Source organism: Phytoactinopolyspora limicola (genome assembly GCF_011320225.1).
GTDB classification, from domain to species: Bacteria; Actinomycetota; Actinomycetes; order Jiangellales; family Jiangellaceae; genus Phytoactinopolyspora; species Phytoactinopolyspora limicola.
This window is the reverse complement of record NZ_JAAOEN010000003.1, coordinates 458,723-477,484: the sequence shown is the minus strand read 5'-3', so window position 1 is coordinate 477,484 and position 18,762 is coordinate 458,723. Positions and strand designations below refer to the sequence as shown.

At 65.5% G+C, this 18,762-nt stretch carries 16 protein-coding genes; 10 read left to right on the top strand and 6 right to left on the bottom strand.

The features are described 5' to 3' along the window. Positions 1-55 precede the first annotated feature (55 nt). Together G8760_RS11070 and G8760_RS11065 are read left to right on the top strand one after the other, a co-directional pair. Positions 56-1,603: a polysaccharide lyase 6 family protein gene (locus tag G8760_RS11070; RefSeq protein ID WP_166350816.1), complete on the top strand. Its 1,548-nt coding sequence runs from the start codon at positions 56-58 to the stop codon at positions 1,601-1,603. Positions 1,604-1,611: 8 nt separating this feature from the next. Next, entirely contained in the window at positions 1,612-2,682 is a 1,071-nt protein-coding gene (locus tag G8760_RS11065) for a Gfo/Idh/MocA family protein (RefSeq protein ID WP_166350814.1), read from the top strand. A gap of 7 nt (positions 2,683-2,689) precedes the next feature. Here G8760_RS11065 and G8760_RS11060 read toward each other — a convergent pair whose 3' ends face one another. The 5 genes from G8760_RS11060 to G8760_RS11040 form a co-directional block, all read right to left on the bottom strand. Then, positions 2,690-2,845 (bottom strand): hypothetical protein, encoded by a 156-nt coding sequence (locus G8760_RS11060; protein WP_166350812.1) that lies wholly within the window; start codon positions 2,843-2,845, stop codon positions 2,690-2,692. 153 nt (positions 2,846-2,998) lie between these two features. Then, positions 2,999-3,763: an iron ABC transporter ATP-binding protein gene (locus tag G8760_RS11055; RefSeq protein ID WP_166350810.1), complete on the bottom strand. Its 765-nt coding sequence runs from the start codon at positions 3,761-3,763 to the stop codon at positions 2,999-3,001. Further along, positions 3,760-4,830 (bottom strand): iron chelate uptake ABC transporter family permease subunit, encoded by a 1,071-nt coding sequence (locus tag G8760_RS11050; protein ID WP_207782236.1) that lies wholly within the window; start codon positions 4,828-4,830, stop codon positions 3,760-3,762. The genes G8760_RS11055 and G8760_RS11050 overlap by 4 nt, the downstream gene beginning before the upstream one ends. Positions 4,831-4,840: 10 nt before the next feature. Next, a complete protein-coding gene (locus G8760_RS11045) occupies positions 4,841-5,842 on the bottom strand; it encodes an ABC transporter permease (protein WP_166350808.1) in 1,002 nt (333 codons plus the stop codon). Further along, positions 5,839-6,882 (bottom strand): ABC transporter substrate-binding protein, encoded by a 1,044-nt coding sequence (locus G8760_RS11040; RefSeq protein ID WP_207782235.1) that lies wholly within the window; start codon positions 6,880-6,882, stop codon positions 5,839-5,841. The genes G8760_RS11045 and G8760_RS11040 overlap by 4 nt, the downstream gene beginning before the upstream one ends. A gap of 664 nt (positions 6,883-7,546) precedes the next feature. Here G8760_RS11040 and G8760_RS11035 point away from each other — a divergent pair. From G8760_RS11035 to G8760_RS11025, 3 genes are all read left to right on the top strand, one after another. Next, positions 7,547-8,461, top strand: a complete 915-nt coding sequence (locus G8760_RS11035) for an SDR family oxidoreductase (protein WP_166350806.1) — start codon at positions 7,547-7,549, stop codon at positions 8,459-8,461. A 140-nt stretch (positions 8,462-8,601) separates the two neighbouring features. Then, positions 8,602-9,543, top strand: a complete 942-nt coding sequence (locus tag G8760_RS11030; protein ID WP_166350804.1) for an NAD(P)H-dependent flavin oxidoreductase — start codon at positions 8,602-8,604, stop codon at positions 9,541-9,543. Between the two features lie 19 nt (positions 9,544-9,562). Then, complete coding sequence (locus G8760_RS11025; protein WP_166351161.1) at positions 9,563-11,116, top strand: AMP-binding protein; 1,554 nt, start codon at positions 9,563-9,565, stop codon at positions 11,114-11,116. A gap of 41 nt (positions 11,117-11,157) precedes the next feature. Here G8760_RS11025 and G8760_RS11020 read toward each other — a convergent pair whose 3' ends face one another. Next, a complete protein-coding gene (locus G8760_RS11020; RefSeq protein ID WP_166350802.1) occupies positions 11,158-12,987 on the bottom strand; it encodes a CocE/NonD family hydrolase in 1,830 nt (609 codons plus the stop codon). Between the two features lie 382 nt (positions 12,988-13,369). Here G8760_RS11020 and G8760_RS11015 point away from each other — a divergent pair, with 382 nt between their 5' ends. Genes G8760_RS11015 through G8760_RS10995 form a run of 5 tightly spaced genes read left to right on the top strand, consistent with a single transcriptional unit; the run spans position 13,370 to position 18,744 of the window. Continuing rightward, positions 13,370-14,152: an ATP-binding cassette domain-containing protein gene (locus G8760_RS11015; RefSeq protein ID WP_166351159.1), complete on the top strand. Its 783-nt coding sequence runs from the start codon at positions 13,370-13,372 to the stop codon at positions 14,150-14,152. Continuing rightward, positions 14,149-14,934 (top strand): ABC transporter ATP-binding protein, encoded by a 786-nt coding sequence (locus G8760_RS11010; protein WP_166350800.1) that lies wholly within the window; start codon positions 14,149-14,151, stop codon positions 14,932-14,934. The genes G8760_RS11015 and G8760_RS11010 overlap by 4 nt, the downstream gene beginning before the upstream one ends. Further along, positions 14,931-16,742, top strand: a complete 1,812-nt coding sequence (locus G8760_RS11005; RefSeq protein WP_166350798.1) for an AMP-dependent synthetase/ligase — start codon at positions 14,931-14,933, stop codon at positions 16,740-16,742. Before G8760_RS11010 ends, G8760_RS11005 begins: the two co-directional genes overlap by 4 nt. Further along, positions 16,739-17,635 carry a branched-chain amino acid ABC transporter permease gene (locus G8760_RS11000; protein ID WP_166350796.1) on the top strand — a complete coding sequence of 299 codons (897 nt, stop codon included), beginning with the start codon at positions 16,739-16,741 and terminating at the stop codon, positions 17,633-17,635. Before G8760_RS11005 ends, G8760_RS11000 begins: the two co-directional genes overlap by 4 nt. Beyond that, a complete protein-coding gene (locus G8760_RS10995) occupies positions 17,635-18,744 on the top strand; it encodes a branched-chain amino acid ABC transporter permease (protein WP_166350794.1) in 1,110 nt (369 codons plus the stop codon). Before G8760_RS11000 ends, G8760_RS10995 begins: the two co-directional genes overlap by 1 nt. Positions 18,745-18,762: the final 18 nt, after the last annotated feature.

The window sequence follows — 18,762 nt, the reverse complement described above, 5'->3', positions numbered from 1 at the left end:
GCGGAAGTTTTATCGCCTCCGCCCGCATGAACCACCGGATGGTGAGGAGACGGCCATGACGAACCCAGGGAACGGACTCACTCGGCGCGCGATGCTAGCCGGAGCGGGCGCGTTGGCGATCGGCGGGTCCGGTGTGCCGGCCGCGGCCGTTCCGGCGCCGCGCCGGACAGCGCAGGACTACTACGTGACGACGGTGGCGCAGCTGGACGCGGCGCTGGCCGCGGCGGCGCCGGGGGACAGCATCGTGGTGCAGGACCGGACCTGGACCGACCTGCACATCGTGATCGGTGACGGGGCGAACCACGGCGCCCCGGGTGCGCCCATCACACTGCGCGCGGAAACCCGCGGTGGGGTAACACTCAGCGGCGCGTCGTACATCAACCTAGCCCGGGACCACTGGGTGATCGACGGGCTGGTGTTCCGGGACGGGTACCTCCCCAGCGGGGACCGTGGGGTGATCTACTTCGGGCTGCCCCTGACCGGTGGTGGGCACGCGCAGGCGCATCACTGCGAGCTCACCCAGGTGACGATCGAGGACTACAACCCGACCAACCCGGCCGTGCAGTACAACTGGGTGCGCATGATGGGCACCAATAACACGGTGAGTTACTGCTACTTCTCCGGCAAGAACCACTACCTCGATCTGCTGGCGGCGCATTGGGCGAAGGATCCGGCGACGGTGCCGACCAACCACTGGATCCACCACAACTACTTCGCCAACATCCCAGACGGCGGCGGCAACGGATACGGAGCGGTCACTCCGGTGCAGGGCGGGTCGCCGCAGGAGTCGGACTTCAACGTCGTCGAGGACAACCTCTTCTATCGGTGCGACGGTGAGTCGGAGATCATCTCGGTCAAGAGCAGCCACAACATCGTGCGGCGGAACACCTTCGTCGAGTGTGTCGGCTATATCAGCCTCCGGTTGGGCAACAACAACGACGTCAGCGGCAACTACTTCTTCGCCAGCGGCGTCGGAACCTCGCCGACCTATCCGGGCGGCATCCCGCTGGGGGAGTCGGGCGGGGTGCGGGTGACCGGCGAAGGTCACCGCATCTACAACAACTACATCGACGGGGTGTCCGGCTCCGGGTTCTATGTGCACAACGGCAACAGTTCATACCCACCGGTGAAAGACGTCGAGATCGTGCACAACACCGTCGTCGACACCGGCCATTCCGGCATACGGATCGGTACCGTCCTCAGCTCCGGAAACACCCCGCCCGAAGACCTGGTGATCGCCAACAACATTGTCTACAGCCAGAGCGGTGTGTCGCTCACCTATGACACGGAGCCGACGAGCGTGAGCTATCAGGGCGACATCATGTACGGCGCGCCAATCGACGTGTCCCCGGTACCAGCTGGAATACAGCAGGTTGACCCACAACTGACACCGGTCGCTGGCAACTACCCGGTGTATCAGCCCGGTGCGGGCAGCCCGGCGATCGACGCCGCGGCGGGGAACTTCGGATATGTCGACGACGACGTCGCCGGCCGGGGGCGGCCCGCAGGAGCGGGCAATGACGTTGGTGCCCATGAGAGCAGCGTCGATCCGGTTGTGTACCCGCCACTCACCGGGGCCGACGTCGGCCCCGGTTACCTTTAGGAGGACGTGTGTTCGAGCAGCGGCGGGTTGACGGGCCGGATCCGGCCGGCGGGCGAATCAGGGTCGGCATCGTCGGCCTGGGGCGCAGCGGTTGGAACATCCACGCCGCTGGGCTGGCGGACCGTGCCGACTATGCGGTGGTGGCGGTGGCCGATCCGGTGCCGGAACGGCTCGACGAGGCCCGCGACCGGTTCGGCTGCGCCGCCCATGCCGAGCCGGAAGGTGTGTTCGCCGATGAGTCGGTCGACCTCGTGGTTATCGCCGCGCCGTCGCACACCCACGTGCCGCTCGCCATCGCGGCGCTGGATGCCAGCAAACATGTGGTCGTCGAGAAGCCGATGGCCGAGACCGTGTCCGGCGTCGATCGGATCACGGTGGCCGCCAAGGAGGCCGATCGCCTGGTGACCTGCTTTCACAACAACCGCTTCGACCCGACGTTCCTGGCCATCCAGGACGTGGTGGCATCCGGCAAGCTCGGTGAGTTGGTGTTGATTCGCCGATCTCATCATGGCTTCTGGCGGCGGTCCGACTGGCAGACCTTACGCAAGTTCGGCGGTGGGCAGCTGGCGAACGCGGGATCGCACTTTCTCGACCAACTGCTCCTGCTGATGGACGGTGACCCGGTGGAACTGTTCGTGGACCTTCGGCGGACGCTTGCTGCTGGTGACGCGGAAGACCACGTCAAGCTGTGTATGAAGGGCCCAACCGGCCCGATGGCTGACCTCGAGTCGAGCTCGTCGGTGGCGTGGGCCCAGCCGGCCTGGTTCATTGCCGGCACCGCCGGTGGCTTGGTGAGCACCGAGAGTGGTATCGATATGCGCTGGTGCGACCCGGACCAGCTAGGGGCGTGGCCAGCCGACGAGGGCCCAGCTGAAGACCGCGGATACCGCGGGCTGGGTGAGATCGACTGGCATACGGAGAGCCGCGCAACCGAACGGCCCAGCGGCCAACGCACCGACCTGTTCTATGACAACCTCGCCGCTGCCTTGCGTGGTGATGCCGAGCTGTGTGTCACGCTGCCCAGCATCCGCCGGCAGATCGACGTCATCGAACGGGCACGTTTGCTGAGCCCGGTCTGAGGAATGGTCAGTTGATCAGGCGGAACGCCTTGGTCATCATGTCCGACGCCTCAGCCCACGTCGGCAAGGCGTCGATCTCGATGATGGTGTGTCGTAGCGGTTCGGTGTCATACAGTTCGACCCGCCAGCCGTTGCTGTCATGGTCGAGGATCCCCCTGATCACGCTGGGTCCTTCCTATGGTTAGGTCCGGTCATTTATCTAGCCAACGTGAATTGTGTCACTTCGGCGGGCGATTGTCCTGGCGACAGGATCGGCCGTTCGGACAATTCCGGGACGCCGGATCGGGTGATGCCCGCGTTGTTCCGCGGTGGGGTGTCAGCTGAGCCGGTAATACACCGCCAGGGGGTGCGTCGGGTGGTCGATGACCTCGACCGGGGTGTCGAAGACGTCGGACAGGACGTCCGGCGTCATCACCTCCCGTGGGGATCCGACGTAGCGGATCCGCCCGTTGGTCATGGCGACGATCCGGTCGGCATAGGCGGCGGCGAAGTTGATGTCGTGGATCACCAGCACCACGGTCTTGTCCAGTTCATCTGCCGCGCGACGTAGCTGCGCCATCATCGCGACGGCGTGCTGCATGTCGAGGTTGTTCAACGGCTCGTCCAGCAGGGCGTATTCGGTGTCCTGAGCCAGCACCATCGCGACGTAGGCGCGCTGGCGCTGGCCACCGGAGAGCTCGTCCAGGTACCGCGCTTGCAGTGCCGTCAGGTCGAGGAACTCCAGCGCGCGGTCCACGGCCGCCACGCACTCGGTGGTCAGCCGGCCTTGTGAGTGCGGGAACCGGCCGAGGGAGACGAGCTGGCGCACCGTGAGGCGAGCGACGAAGTGGTTCTCTTGCCGCAGGATCGCGAGCGTCTTAGCGAGTTGGCGCGACTTGGCGGTCGTTACGTCCATGCCGGCGACGTGGACGGTGCCGGCGTCGGCCCCGAGCAGCCGTCCGATGATGGTGAGCATCGTCGACTTGCCCGCACCGTTGGGCCCCACCAGTGCGGTGATGCCGCCCCTGGGCAGATCGAGGTCCACCGGCCCGAGGGCGTGGACGTCGCCGTACGATTTCGCGACGTCGGCGAGCTTGATCATCGCAACCCTTTCCGCAGCAGGTAGACAAGGAACGCCAGGCCACCGACCAGCTCGATGATCACGCTGATCAGTCCCTGGGCGTAGAACACGTGGCGGAGCACGAAGTACGCACTCAGCAGTGTGGCCACGGAGAGCGCGGCCACCATCGGCAGCGTCCACTGGTGAGAGCTGGTGCCCACGAGCTGGTACGTGAGCATCGCCACCAGGAACCCGAAGAAGGTCATCGGTCCGGTGAGTGACGTCGACACCGAGATGAGGACCGCGACCATCACCAGGACCAGCATCACTTCGCGCTGATACCGCACGCCAAGTCCGGTGGCGACCTCCCGGCCCATGGAGACGACGTCGAGCACGTGCCGGCGGCGCCACAGGACGAACCCGACCCCCACCACCGCCGCGAATCCGATGGGCAGGTAGGTGGAGTCCGACTGTGACATGGTCGCGAACAGCCGCGCGGTCAGGATGTCGAACTCGCTGGGGGTGAGCAGCCGCTGCATGAACGTGGCCAGCGAGCCGAAGCCCATGCCGAGGACAACACCCACGAGGAGCAGCACATGTAACGACGCGCGTTTTCCGGAGAACAACCACCCGTACAAGGCGGTGGCGAAGGCGATCATGAGCAGGCTCTGCGCCACGACATGCCCCACCGTGTTGGTGGCCGCGACCGCCCCTGCCCCGAGGAAGAACACCAGGGCCGTCTGCACCGCGCGGTACAACGCGTCGAACCCCAGGATCGAAGGGGTCAGGATGCGGTTGTTCGTCACCGAGTGGAACGCGACGGTGGCCACACCATGACAGATACCGACGATGGTGATGGTCGCCACCGAGGTCAGGCGGTTGTTGACGATCGTCCAGAACCCTCGGCTGCCGGGCTCCGCGGGGTTGTCATAGGTGACGATGAGGACCGCCGCGAGCACCGCGACCAGCAGAACGATCGTCAGCCGCAGCCAATACCGGCCCACGGTGGCCGGCGGATGTGCGGGCACCGGGCCCGGAATCGCCGGACCACGTGAGAGGTCGGAGGCCGCTGGCGACTGCACCATGGGTTGGCTGTTCGTTGTTGTCATGGCCTTCCCCTCACGCCGTGCGCCGCAGCCGCAGCACCAGGGCGATGAACACGGCGGCGCCGATCACACCCAGGATCATCGATACCGGTATCTCGAACGGCATCCGGATCAGCCGGCCGATGATGTCGCACGAGGTCACGATCGCGACTCCGCCCAAACACACCCAGGGCAAATTCGAGCGCAGATCATCCCCGCGTAGCAGCGAAACCATGTTGGGCACGATCAGCCCCAAGAATGGCAGGAATCCGACGACGACGGTGGTGACCCCGGTGGCCACGGCCACCATGGCGGTTCCCAGCAGCATCACCCGCCGGTAGTTCAGGCCCACGTTGGTGGCGACGTCGGGGCCCAGACCGGCCACGGTGAGCCGATGGGCCAGCAAGAAGATGGCCAGGCACACCAAGGCGACCACCCAGAGGATCTCGTACCGGCCGCGGACCACCGGGCTGAACGAACCCATGAACCAGGTGCCCAGCAGCTGGAGATAGTCCGTGGACACCGCGATCATCGTGGTGATCGCGGAGACGACCGCGCCCAGCATGATGCCCACAATGGGAACGATGAGGGTGGTGCGCAGCTGGATGCGCTGCAAGATCGCCATGAACACCATCGTTCCGGCGAAGGCCGTGAGCGACGCCAGCACCATTCGGACGTTCAGCGACGCCGTCGGAAACAGGATCACGGAGAGCAACAGGCCCAGGGCGGCCCACTCGCTGGTGCCGGCCGTGGTTGGCGAGACGAACCGGTTCTGGGTGAGCTGTTGCAGCACCACGCCACAGACGGCCATGGCGCTGCCGGCCAAGACCAGCGCCAGGGTGCGTGGTACGCGGGTGATGAAGAACATCTCCCGGCCGCCTTCAGCGCCGAGGTCGTAGACGCCGATGAACAACGATCCGACCACCAGCGCCAGGGTGATGCCGCCGAAGACGAAAAGTGCGGCCGGCCGCTGCCACCAGCCCTCGGCGTGGCTGGCGGCAGCGGCGCGCGGATCAGTCGCGGTATGGCTCGTCACGGCGTGGCGGCGAAGGCTTCAGCGATCTGGTTGAACAGCGTGGTGTAGGCCTGGATGTCCTCGGTGATGTAGAAGGTCGGGTCTAGGTAGATGACCTGGTCCTGCGATACCGCGGTGGTGCCGGCCAGCGCCTCGGACTCGCCGATCACTTCCCGGGCCGGCTGATACTCGGGTTCGTTGGCGGAGACGGCACCGTCCCGGTCCAGCACGATCAGCCAGTCCGGGTTGGCCGCGGCGATGGCTTCCACCGAGATCTCGTCGCCATGGCTGGCGTCCTCGGCCTCCTGATCCAGCGCGGGGACGAGGTCCAGGATGGGGAACACCGGGCCGACCGAGCGGCCGTTCACCGGGGCGGCGTACTGGAGTGAACTGCCCGAGGTGATGACACCCATGACGGTGTCGGTGCCGTTGTATGCGTCGCGGGCCGCGGCGACCGCGTCGTCGTACGCGCCGATGATCTCTGCTGCCTGGTCTTCGGCGGCGAAGACCTGCCCAAGCAGCTCTACGTAGCGCTTGAGGTCGGTGCCGATGTCACCGGACTCTGGGGCCGCCGTGGTGTCGATGACCACGGCGTCCGGGTTATCGGCGACCAGATCGTCGTAGAAGCTGGCGAACCGGGTGCCGGTGATGATCAGATCCGGTTCGGCCGCGATGATCACCTCGAGGTTGGGTTCCATGTGTAGCCCCACGTCCGGCGCGTCCATGTACTCGGGCCAGAGCGTGCCGTCGCCCATCAACGAGACGGGGGCCGCGGCCAGCTCGACACCGAAGGCTGACAGGGTGGTGAAGTCGGCGTTGTTCAGTGCGACGACGGTTTCCGGGTTGACCGGGACGTCGGCGCTGCCCTGGGCGTGTTGCACGGTCACCGTGCCGTCGTTGCCGTCGCCCTCCGCGTCAGGGACGTCCGCACTGGCGACGGTGTTGTCGCCATCGGCGTCGGCATTGGAGTCGTCGTTCCCGCACGCGGCTAGGGTCAGGGCGAGCGCGAGGATTGCGGCACCAGCGGCCGAGTGCTGGCGGCGGGGGAGTGCCAAGGTCACAACGTCTCCTTAGGTAAGCCTGGCCTAATTGATCAGAAATAACGCTAAAGGATCGTCGCGATAAAGTCACATCCGGGGTGCCCGTTCCCGCGGCCCGCACCTGGGGGCAGCAAGGCTCCCCCAGTTTGTGCACCTGATCTCCGTTTTGACGCCTGATCGTTTCTACCGGGGTGATCAGATGTGGGCGACGACGTGTTGACGGCGGTTGATGGCGACGTTGGTGCATCTGATCGCATCCCACGATGTGGACGCGTAGCGATCAGATGCACCAGCAACCGTTTCAGGGCGGCTAGTGCATCTGATCATTCTGCAGAACTGGCCGTATCAGTCCATCCGGGCGGGACGTGTACCGCGAGACGCGGGCGCCTAACGAGGTAGAACGTGTACCTGGCTGGAATGGACGCCGACGATCAGATGCATCAACTCACGGACAAGCCCCAGTAGTGCATCTGATCGCTATACGCCCATACTCCGAGATGTGATCAGATGCACCAACTCGCCATCAACCGCCGTCAACACGTCGTCACCCACATCTGATCACCCCGGTAGAAACGATCAGGCGTCAAAACGGAGATCAGGTGCACAAAGGAGGGGCAGGACAAGAGCGCAAAGCTTCGTTATGACGCTCGCTTACGCGAAGATTACGCCAAGCTACGATCGGCCAATGAGTGTCGGCGACCATGCCCCGAAAGCGACGGCTACCGGCTCGGGAGAGCTGCCACTGAGTGGGAAGTCTGCCCTGGTCACCGGGGTATCCAGGCGAAAGGGTATCGGCTTCGCCATTGCGGTGCGGCTGGCGGAATTGGGCGCCAGCGTTCACATCCACCATTTCGCGCCGCACGACGCAAACCAGCCGTGGGGGAGTGACGATCTCGATGCGGTGCGGGCCGGCATCCGGGCTCGGCTTTCGTCCGCGGCGGAGTTCGGCGACACCGGCGCGGACCTCGCAGACGCCAGCACGCTGGCTCCCTTGATGGCGGATGCCAAGCAGCTGACCGGGCGGGTGGATGTGCTCGTCTGCAACCATGCCCGTTCTGGTGGCGACGGCTCACTGTTCGACATGACCCCCGAGCGCCTCGATGGCCACTGGCAGGTGAACACCCGCTCGACGATCCTGCTGACGAGACTCTTCGCCGAGCAATACAGCGACAACCTGGGCGGCGGCGACCCAACACGTCCGGGTGAGCGGCGCGAAGGTGTGGTGGTCGATGAGCATGCCACGGGTCGAGTGTTCTGGATGACGTCAGGCCAGCAGCACGGGCCGATGCCCGGCGAGGTCGCCTACGCCAGCAGCAAAGCCGCACTGGCCGGGCTGACCGCCACGGTAGCCAGCGAGCTGTTACCTCACGGCATCATCCTCAATACCGTCAACCCGGGGCCGGTGAACACTGGGTATCTCGACCCGGACGTCACCGACCGGCCACTGGACGACCTCCTCGAGCACATTGCTCAGACGCCATTTCGCCGCTTCGGTCGACCAACGGATCCCGCCCGGCTCATCGGATGGCTCGCCGCCGACGACGCCCGCTGGATCGTCGGCCAGGTCATCACCAGCGACGGTGGCTTCGCCCTGTCATAGATCCTCTGGCCGATTCTTCATCGCCGAGACAGGTCTGCATCAGGAGTCGTGAACTTCACTTGTGGCAAATCTTTGCAGATTGGGCCAAATTCACGCTAGAGTCAAAGGCGACTCGTCATTTACATATGCGTGGAGGTGGGATGGTTCTGCCGGATGCTTGGGTGGACCGTTTGCGGATACCGGTCGTCGCGGCGCCGATGACCGGAGTGTCAGGGCCCGCCCTGGTGATCGAGGCCTGCCGCAGCGGCGTGATCGGGTCTTTCCCGACGCACAACGCCGCAACTCTCGATGAACTGGATCGCTGGTTGGGTGGGGTCGCCGAGTCCTTAGCCGGGGTCCGGGCGGCACCGGTGGCGCCGAATCTCGTCGTGCACCGGACCAACCACCGTCTCGCGGCCGAGGTGGAGTGCCTCACCCGGCACAATGTCGAACTGGTCATCACCAGCGTCGGCTCCCCGGCACAGGTGGTAGCACCACTGCACGAGGCGGGAAGTCTGGTGTTCGCCGACGTCGCCAGCCTGCGCCATATCGACCGTGCCGCCGAGGCCGGCGTTGATGGTCTGGTGTTGCTCACCGCCGGAGCCGGCGGGCAGACCGGTAGCGCCAACCCGCTGGCGTTCGTGCGCGCGGCCCGGCAGCGGTTCGACGGAGTCTTGGTGCTGGCCGGCGGGATCAGCGACGGGGCGAGTGTGCTCGCCGCCCGGGCCCTCGGTGCGGACCTTGCCTATATGGGGACGAAGTTCATCGCTACGACGGAGAGTCTGGCTCGCCCGGCGTACCGTGCGGCTCTGGTTGGGGCGTCGCTGGACGACGTTGCCGAAACCTCCGTCCTCAGCGGATTACCCGCGAACTTCCTGCGCACCTGGCTGGAGCGGGAAGCACGTGAGGGAGCCGGGGATGGCGGGTTCAGCTATCGGAGCCTGTCCGATGGGAGGGACGTGTGGGCCGCCGGACACAGCGTCTCGGGTGTCGACCGGATCCGTTCCGTCGCCGACCTCGTGGAACGGACGGATCACGAGTACCGAGCCGCGTGGCGGCAGCTGTCGGAGGAGATGTCGGAGCGGTCCCGGGCCGCCACGTAGAAGGAGGATGCGGATGTCGCTGTGGACAACGCTGCCCGACGTGTTCGACCGGGCTTGTCTTTACCATCGGGATCGGATTGCCCTTGTCGCGGGAGACCGCCAGCTCACCTATCGGGAGCTGAACGAATGGGCCAATCGGGTCGCACACGGACTCGCGGACCTCGGCATCCAGCAGGGCGATCCGGTCGGGCTTCTTATGCCCAACTGTCTGGAGTTCATCCCCACCCAGTACGGCATCTGGAAGGCGGGCTGTGTCCTGGTCCAGATGCCCGCTCGCGCGGCGCCCGCCGACGTCCGCTACTTTCTCGCCGAATCTGGCGCGACGACGCTGATCTACCATGCCGCATTCGACGCCGCCATCGCGGAGATCAGGCCCGAGCTAGGCGAGCTTCGGACCGTGCGTCTCGGCGCTGACGAGCCAGGCGAGGCGATCGGCTACGAGCGCGCGTTCGGCGAACAGCGCAGCGCCGACCCCGACGTCGAGATAGCGCCGGATGACCCCGCTTACATCGGTTTCACCTCAGGAACCACCGGAACTCCCAAGGGGGTACTGCAGTCGCATCGAAGCTGGTCGCACTACGCCATCACGGCCGGCCTGGAGATTGGCGACACCCGGCCGGCAGAGGTGTTCGCGCACATCGCCCCGCTGACGCACTTCACCCAGTCGTTCGTGGTGCCGACGTTCATCCGGGGTGGGACGAACGTGATCGTGACCAAGCCGGACATCGAAGAGCTGATGGCCACCATCCAACGGCACGCCGTAACCGCGTGCGCCGTGGTGCCCACCTTGCTGTATCTGATGCTGGATCACCCCGGTCGCGCCGACTACGACCTCTCGTCGCTGCACACGATGGTGTACGCGGGCTCGCCTATCTCGCCCGAGCGGCTACGCCAGGCGCTCGAGGTGTTCGGCCCGATCTTCGTGCAGACCTACGCGGGCAGTGAGCCCGGCTACACCACCTGCCTGCGCAAGGAGGAGCACCGGGTGGACAGCCCAGAATGGGTCCAGCGATTGTCCTCGGCGGGCCGCCCGATGATGCACGTCGACGTCTGCGTACAGGATGAGAACGACCAGATTCTCGGTGTCGGTGAGATCGGCGAGATCTGTGCCCGCCAAGAGGGGCAGATGATCGGCTATGTCGACACCTCCCGCAACTCCGAGGCGATGCGCGACGGCTGGGTGCACTCCGGCGACATCGGCTATGTCGACGACGACGGCTACGTCTTCATCGTCGACCGGAAGAAGGACATGATCGTCACCGGCGGTTTCAACGTCTTCCCCAGGCAGATCGAGGATGTCCTTCTGCAGCATCGAGGTGTCGCCCACTGTGCCGTCATCGGCATCCCGGATGACAAGTGGGGTGAGGCCGTCACGGCGTTCGTGGTCCGTCGGGAAGGCGCCGACGTCACAGCAGACGAACTGATCGGCATGGTCAAGGAACACAAGGGCGGCGTGTGGGCGCCCAAGACGCTGCGGTTCGTCGAGGAGCTTCCGCTCAACCCGGCCGGGAAGGTGGACAAGAGGTCGCTTCGTGCTCCCTACTGGGCCGGCCGCGGGCGGCAGATCGGCTGAAACCGGCCGCCCGCGGTCCTTCGACACGACCCGACGGACGTTCAGCGTCGCACGGGCAACGTGATGGTGGTCGGCGTCTCCTCGCCGTGGTGAATGGTGTTGACGGCCAGGTTCGGATTCGGCACGTTGCGCGGGTCCGCTGAGGCGATCTGGATCCCGATCCGATGCCCCTTCTTGAAGGTGTACGAGGTGGGGAACAGCGGGATCTGGTACTCGACGACCTCATCGCGAGGGATCGCCACGGGACTGTGATGACCATCGCGATGGGTGCCTTTGAGCCATCCGGTGGTGACCAAGTTCCAGTACCCGGGTTGGGGGATGGTGGAGTCGTCGGGGAACACATCGATGATGCGCACCACCCAGTCGGTGTCGGTGCTGCTCGTGCTGGCGAAGATGGTCGCTTGTGGCTCACCGGTCACCTCGACGTCTTCGGTGAGGACGGGGCCGACGAACGTGGCCGAGTCCGCGGCGTTGAGCCGTTGGTCGATCTTGCCGGTCGGGTGGTTGTAGGCGGTGAGGGTCGTGTTGTCGTCGGTGTTCGGCAACCGTGGAAGCAGCCCGCCGATTCCCTGGTTGAGGAAACCGTTCTGGGCGCCGAGTCTGCTGCTCAGCGGCGTGTAGAGGTAGCTGTTGGTGCCGCCGGAGGCCGGTGGCTGGGTATCGAGCCGGCCGCGGGCGCCCGGGACGGTTGAACCCGTGGAGGCATAGAGCTCGCGGCCTTCGGTCTCGGGTAGCGGCCAGTCGGTGGCGCTACGCCAGACGTTGGCCTCCTGGACGTAGTAGCGGACGGGTTCGTCGCGCAGCTGCTCGCCGATCCCGTTCGACCGGTCACCTTTGAGCCAGTAGTCGTACCAGCGTCCCGCCTCAGCTACCGGGTCGAAGTCGGGACCCATGCTGTGGCCGTGGTATCCAACGGCGAGCATCTTCTGCTCCGTGCCGACGTTCTCAAAGGTCCGGAAGCTGCCCAGCGTGAAATGGTCGTCCCAGGTTGCCCATACCCAGACCGGCACGTCGATCTTCTCGACATCGTAGGTGTACTTGTCCCAGTAGGAGCTTCTGGTGGGGTTGGCATACCACTCCAGGAGGAACGGGGGTGGCGCCTGGGCGTCGGTGATGCGTTTGACCATGGTGTCTAGGAGGTATTCGAGCTCGTCCTGGTTGGTCGGGAGGTCGACGCCCTGCCAAGCCCAGACACCGAGCGCCAGCGCGGCGATCATCGGAATTTCGCCGAGTGCGGGCATCCCGCCCCGATACATCGTGTCGCGATAGAGGTCCTGGTAGGCGACGGCGGGAATGATGGTCTTCAGATGTGGTGGGCGCTCCGCGGCGGTCATCAGCTGGGCGATCCCGTTGCCGGAGCCGCCATACATTCCGATATTGCCGTCGGACCACGGCTGGTGCGCCAGCCACTCCACGACGTCATAACCCGCCCGGCCGATCTCGTGTTTGTCGAACTCGAAATGTCCCTGTGAGCCGCCCGCACCGGGCAGCCCGACATGGGCGACGACGTAGCCCTGATGCACGAGCTTCTCCAGGCCTTCGGCCAGGTTGAAGCCGGTGAGTGTCCAGACTGACTGCATGACGTCGCGGGTCGCCGGCTCCCAGGTGGCCGTCGGGAAATACGTGTAGTGCAGGACCACCGGGAACTCGCCTGCCACCGGCTCACCGTCGGCGTTGGCCGGTCGAGTCAGGTGGACCTTCAGCTTCTGGCCGGTGCGATCGGTCAGGAAGGTCTCTTCGTCGTAACCGCGCGGATAGGTTTCCTGCGTCGTGCCGTGCCCGATCGCGGGCAGCAGCATTCCGCAGAGAGCGGCGGCAATCGCCAGGACGGCAAGGCGAACGAGGCTCCTACTGGAGCGGATCATGCGCATAAGGACCTCCGATGCCCATATGTGAATGGTTGATACCTGTATCTAGGTGTCTAGATGGTGGAGTGCAGCTAGGTAGACACAGAAGTAAATCCGAAGCCGTCTGTTGTGGCAAGCGATACGAGGATTCGTCCGGCCTGATGGCGAGTTGGTGGATGCTTGCGCACTCACACTACTAGTGATTTACTTAGGGCGATCGACACAGGTTGAAGCGATCATAAGTCGGGACATGCATGAATCGATGTTCACATTCGGCTCCGCTGCCTGGTTCAGGAAGTTCGGTTCGCCCGGCTCGCGGTACGACGAGTTCGGTAGTGAGACGCGACGGAGTTGCATCACCAGTCGGTGGCACAAGGAGGTGCTCATGACCGCGGATGACACGGACCTGCTGTCGGTCCGCAACCTTGAGGTCGTCTACGACGACGTCGTGGCGGTGCTGCACGGCCTGAGTCTCACCGTTCCCTCGGGCGCGATCGTGGCGTTGTTGGGGGCGAACGGTGCAGGTAAAACCACCCTGCTGCGCGCCGTGAGTGGTCTGCTGCGGCCACATCGCGGCGTGATCACCAAGGGAGTGGTCCATTTCGACGGGGTGGACGTGACCCGCGCAGATCCCGCCGAGATGGTGCGGCGCGGCATCGCGCAGGTGATGGAGGGCCGGCGGGTCTTCGCCGAGGTGACCGTGGAAGAGAATCTGCGGGCCGGAGCGTACACCCGGCGTTCGAGGTCCGAGGTCCGCGAGTCCTATGACCGCGTGCTGGGGCTGTTCCCAGCACTAGCCCGGTATCGGCGCTCTGTCGCCGGATACCTCTCCGGCGGTGAGCAACAGATGCTGGCCATCGGCCGGGCGTTGATGGCCGATCCGACGATCCTGCTGCTCGACGAACCGTCGCTCGGCCTGGCTCCCCAGATGGTCGCTCAAGTGCGCGAGGTGATCGTGGAGATCAACCGGCAGGGTACGAGCGTGTTGCTGGTCGAGCAGAACGCCGCCATGGCGCTGTCGATCGCGACGTTCGGCTACGTGATGGAGACCGGCAAGATCGCGCTCGATGGGCCGGCGGCCGACCTGTTGGCCGACGCGGACATCCGCGAGTTCTATCTCGGTGCCACTACCCGGCGCTCGCTTGCCGACGTCAAGACCTACCGACGGAAGAAGCGGTGGAGCGCATGACATCCGACAACACCTACGAACCGTTGCTCGAGGTTCGTGACGTGACCCTGACCTTCGGTGGTATCACCGCGCTGAACGGGGTGAGTTTCGGCGTCGATCGTGGCGAACTGTTCGCCGTGATCGGTCCGAACGGTGCCGGCAAGACGTCGTTGTTCAACTGCCTCAACGGGGTGTGCCGGCCGCAACTCGGATCGATCCTGCTGGGCGGCGCACCCCTGACCGGCCGTTCACCAGCGGCAGTCGCGGAGCGAGGGGTGGCCAGGACGTTTCAGAACCTCGGCCTGTTCGAGCATCTCAGCGTGGTCGACAACCTGATGCTGGGCCGGCATCGCCTGATGCGCACCGGATTCGGGGCGGGTATGGCGTGGTGGGGCCGGGCCAAACGCGAGGAGATCGCGCACCGAGCCGCCGTCGAAGACGTCATCGAACTGCTGGACCTGGAGCCCTATCGGCGAACACCGGCCGGGTTGTTGCCCTATGGCGTGGCCAAGCGGGCCGAACTGGGGCGGGCGCTGGCGATGGAGCCGGCACTCTTGCTGCTTGACGAGCCCGTCGCCGGCATGAACATGGAGGAAACCGAGGACATGGCTCGCTACCTGGTCGAAGTCCGAAGGGAAACCCGGGTGGCGATGATCGTGGTGGAACACGACATGGACCTGGTTATGGACCTCGCCGACCGGGTCCTGGTGCTCGACTTCGGCGTCGTGATCGCCTGCGGCACACCGGAACAGGTGCAATCGGATCCTCGGGTGATCGAGGCGTATCTGGGAGGGGCGGCATGAACACGCCGACCACCCCGACGTTCGCGACGTTGCCTGCTCGGCTACTCGAGTACGCCCGCGAGCGGCCGAACCTGGCGGCGCTGCGGGAGAAACATCGTGGGTACTGGCGGGAGTGGACCTGGGAGCAATACGCCACCCGCGTGGCGCACGTGGCCGCCGGACTTTCCCACCTGGGAGTCGGCAAGGGGACCGGGGTAGCCATCCATGCCGAGAACCGGCCGGAGTGGCTGATCGCCGACCTCGCGATCCAGGGCCTCGGGGCGCACAGCGTGGGCATCTATCCGACCTCACCGGCCGCCGAGGTGGAATACCTGCTCGGCCATTCCGGTTGCTCCGTGCTCATCGCCGAGGATGAGGAACAGCTGGACAAGGCGCTGTTGGTGCGCGACCGGCTGCCCGATCTGCGACACCTGGTGGTCATGGAGCCCAGGGGGGTCCGCCGGGATCGGATCACCGATCTGCTGACCTTCGCCGAGTTGGAGGAGTTGGGCGCCGGCGGCGCGGCGAGCCAGAACTTCGCCGACCTGGTGGCAGAGCTCTCACCTTCGGATACGGCGACTCTCGTGTACACCTCGGGCACCACCGGGCCGCCGAAGGCGGCGATGTTGTCGCATCACAATCTGGCCGTCGCGGGAGTGCTCTTCCGTGACGCGCTGGGTGTCACCGAAGACGACGACCTGCTCAGCTATCTCCCGTTGTGCCATGTGGCCGAACGGCTGCTGTCGCTCATGACTCCGCTGTGGGCGGGCTGCCGGGTCAACTTCGGCGAGGGCGGGGCGTCCTTCGTCCATGACATGCGCGAGGTCCAACCGACGGTTTTCCTCGGCGTCCCACGAGTGTGGGAGCGCATGCTGGCCACCGTCGAGGTCCGGATGGCCGATGCGAGCACCCTGAAGCGATGGCTGTTCTCCGCCGGTATGCGCTGGGGCAAAAGAATCGCTGCGGGTCGGATGAACGGCACCATCACGATGCGCGAGCGCGCCCTGGCGTGGTTGTGTGACGTCCTCGTCTTTCGTGCGCTGCGGGAGCGGCTTGGCCTGCTGCGGATGCGGACCGCGATGAGTGGGGCAGCGCCCATCTCACCTCAGGTGCTGGAGTTCGTGTGGGCTCTTGGGGTTGTGGTCCGCGAAGGGTACGGGCAGACGGAGAACACCGCGGTGTGCACCATGACCCCCACCGACGACGTACGCCTAGGTTTCGTGGGCAGACCACTGGACGGCGTCGAGATCCGCATCGCACCCGACGGTGAGATCCTGACCCGTTCGGGAGGTGTGTTCCAGGGATATCTTGGCGACCCGGTCGCCACGGCCGAGGCGGTCGACGGCGACGGCTGGCTGCACACCGGCGACATCGGCGAGGTCGACACCGACGGGTTCGTCCGGATCACCGACCGCAAGAAGGACGTCATCATCACCGCGGGCGGGAAGAACATCTCTCCCTCGGAGATCGAGAACCTGCTCAAGTCGTCGCCCTACGTGCGAGAAGCGGTGGTCATCGGCGACCAGCGCAAATACCTGACGGCCCTGATCGGCATCGAGCGGGACACCGTCGGCGACTGGGCCACCCGCCGGGACCTGCCGTACACGACGTACGAGGATCTGGCGGCCAAGCCGCAGGTCCACGAACTCGTCGCCACCGTGGTCGATCAGGCGAACCGCCAGCTCGCCCAGGTTGAGCAGATCAAACGCTTCAGCGTCATGCCGAAAGAACTCGATCACGAAAGTGGCGAGCTCACCGCGACGCAGAAAGTCAAACGTGCCGCCATCAGCCGCGCCTTCGCGAGCCAGATCGAGGCGATGTACCCATGACCGATCTCATCCAGAACGCGTTCGCCGGTGTGGCCCTCGGCTCCACCTACGCCTTGATCGCCCTCGGGTTCGTCATCATCTACAAAGCCACCGGTGTACTCAACTTCGCGCAGGGCGGCGTGCTGGCCATCGGTGCCTACCTGGCCTACACCTACACCAACCACATCGGCATCGCCTTCGCGGTGGCAGCCGCGCTGGCCTGTTTGTCCGTCGCCGTGCTCGGTATCGGATTCGAGCGAACCGTGCTGCGGCGTATGGTGGGCCAGCCGCCCTTCGCCGTCGTCATGGTCACGATCGGTCTGCTCTTCGTGCTGGAATCGCTGGTCACCGTGGTCTGGGGCTTCGACCACCGCTACCCGACCAACCCGTGGAACGTACAGACGGTTGCGGTCGGCGACATCGTGCTCGGCGTACGTGATCTGTGGACGATCGCCCTCACCGCCGCGGCCGTACTCGCCCTGTTCGTGTTCTTCCGGTTCAGCACGCTGGGCCTGGCGATGCGAGTGACGGCGTTCGATCCGGAGGCCGCGTTGGCGCAGGGCATCAGCGCTCGCCGGGTCTACGCGATGTCGTGGGCGATCGCGTCGGCGCTCGGCGCGCTCGCCGGGGTCACGGTGGCGGCGGGTCCCGGCGGGCTGTCGCCCGAGATCGGCCTGATCGCGCTGGTCGCGTTCCCCGCCATGATCGTCGGCGGGATGGACTCCCCGGCCGGTGCCGTGCTCGCTGGGCTCCTGATCGGGCTGGCCGAGGCGTTGACCCGCGGCTATCAGGACCAGCTGTTCTCCTGGGCCGGCGACAACGTGTCCACGATCGTGCCGTACCTGCTGATGATCGCGATCTTGTTGATCCGCCCCTATGGGCTGCTCGGAACCAAAGAAGTGAGGCGGATCTGATGCTTAAAGGCGCCCAACGCCCACACCATCGACTCGTTCGCGGATACGCCGACGACCTCAAGCTGTGGCGCACCCCGTGGTCACGCTTCGGCCTAGCCGTCTTGGTGACGGTGTTCCTCGCCCTGCCGATCGTGGTTCAGCAGGACTTCTGGCTCTCGGTGCTCATCTATGCGGGTATCACCGCCATCGGTGCGATCGGACTGAACCTGCTCACCGGCTACGCCGGGCAGATTTCCCTCGGGCATGCCTTCTTCATCGCCGCGGGCGCCTACTGCGCGGCCCGCGTTGGCGGTGACCTCGGGCTGAGTATGCCCTGGTGGCTGCTCGCCGCCGCCGTCGCCGGTGGGGTACTCGGGGGACTCATCGGCCCCTTCACGTTGCGCATTCGCGGGTTCTACCTGGCGGTTGTCACGCTGGGCCTGGTTTTCATCGGTGAGCACGTCTGGCGCAACTACACCGGTCTCACCGGCGGCAACAGCGGAACCCCGGTGAACGCGGCGGCGGCCGTGGGCCCGGTCGACTTTAGTCAGCTCACCATCGCCGGTGAGACGTACTCGCGTAATCAGGGCTATTTCTGGCTGGTGTGGGCCTTGGTGGCGGTGGTCGCGCTGCTGGCGAAGAATCTCGTCCGGACCCGCCCAGGACGTGCGCTGCAGGCCATCCGAGACCACGACCAGGCCGCGGAGGTCATCGGTGTCCGGGTCGGTCGCCACAAGATTGGCGTGTTCGTCGTCTCTAGCGCGATGGCTGCCGTCGCCGGGGCCCTGTTCGGCTCCTATCAGCAGTTCGTCAGCCCCGACGAGTGGACTCTTCTCCTCTCCGTGCAGTACATCGTGATCATCATCGTCGGAGGTCTCGGCACCATCTTCGGATCCGTGCTCGGCGCTCTCTTCGTCGGCGGCCTGCCAGCGCTGATCGATCGATACAGCACCACGATCCCCGGCGTGCGCTCCGGCGCGGGGAGCGACGGCATCATCACCGCCTACACCCTCAACGCCATTCTGTTCGGCCTATTGATCGTGCTGTTCATCGTGTTCGAGCCCCGAGGCATCGCCGCGATGTGGCTACGGATCAAGGCCTACTTCACCTCCTGGCCATTCACCTACTGATCGCGAAGGAGACGCCCA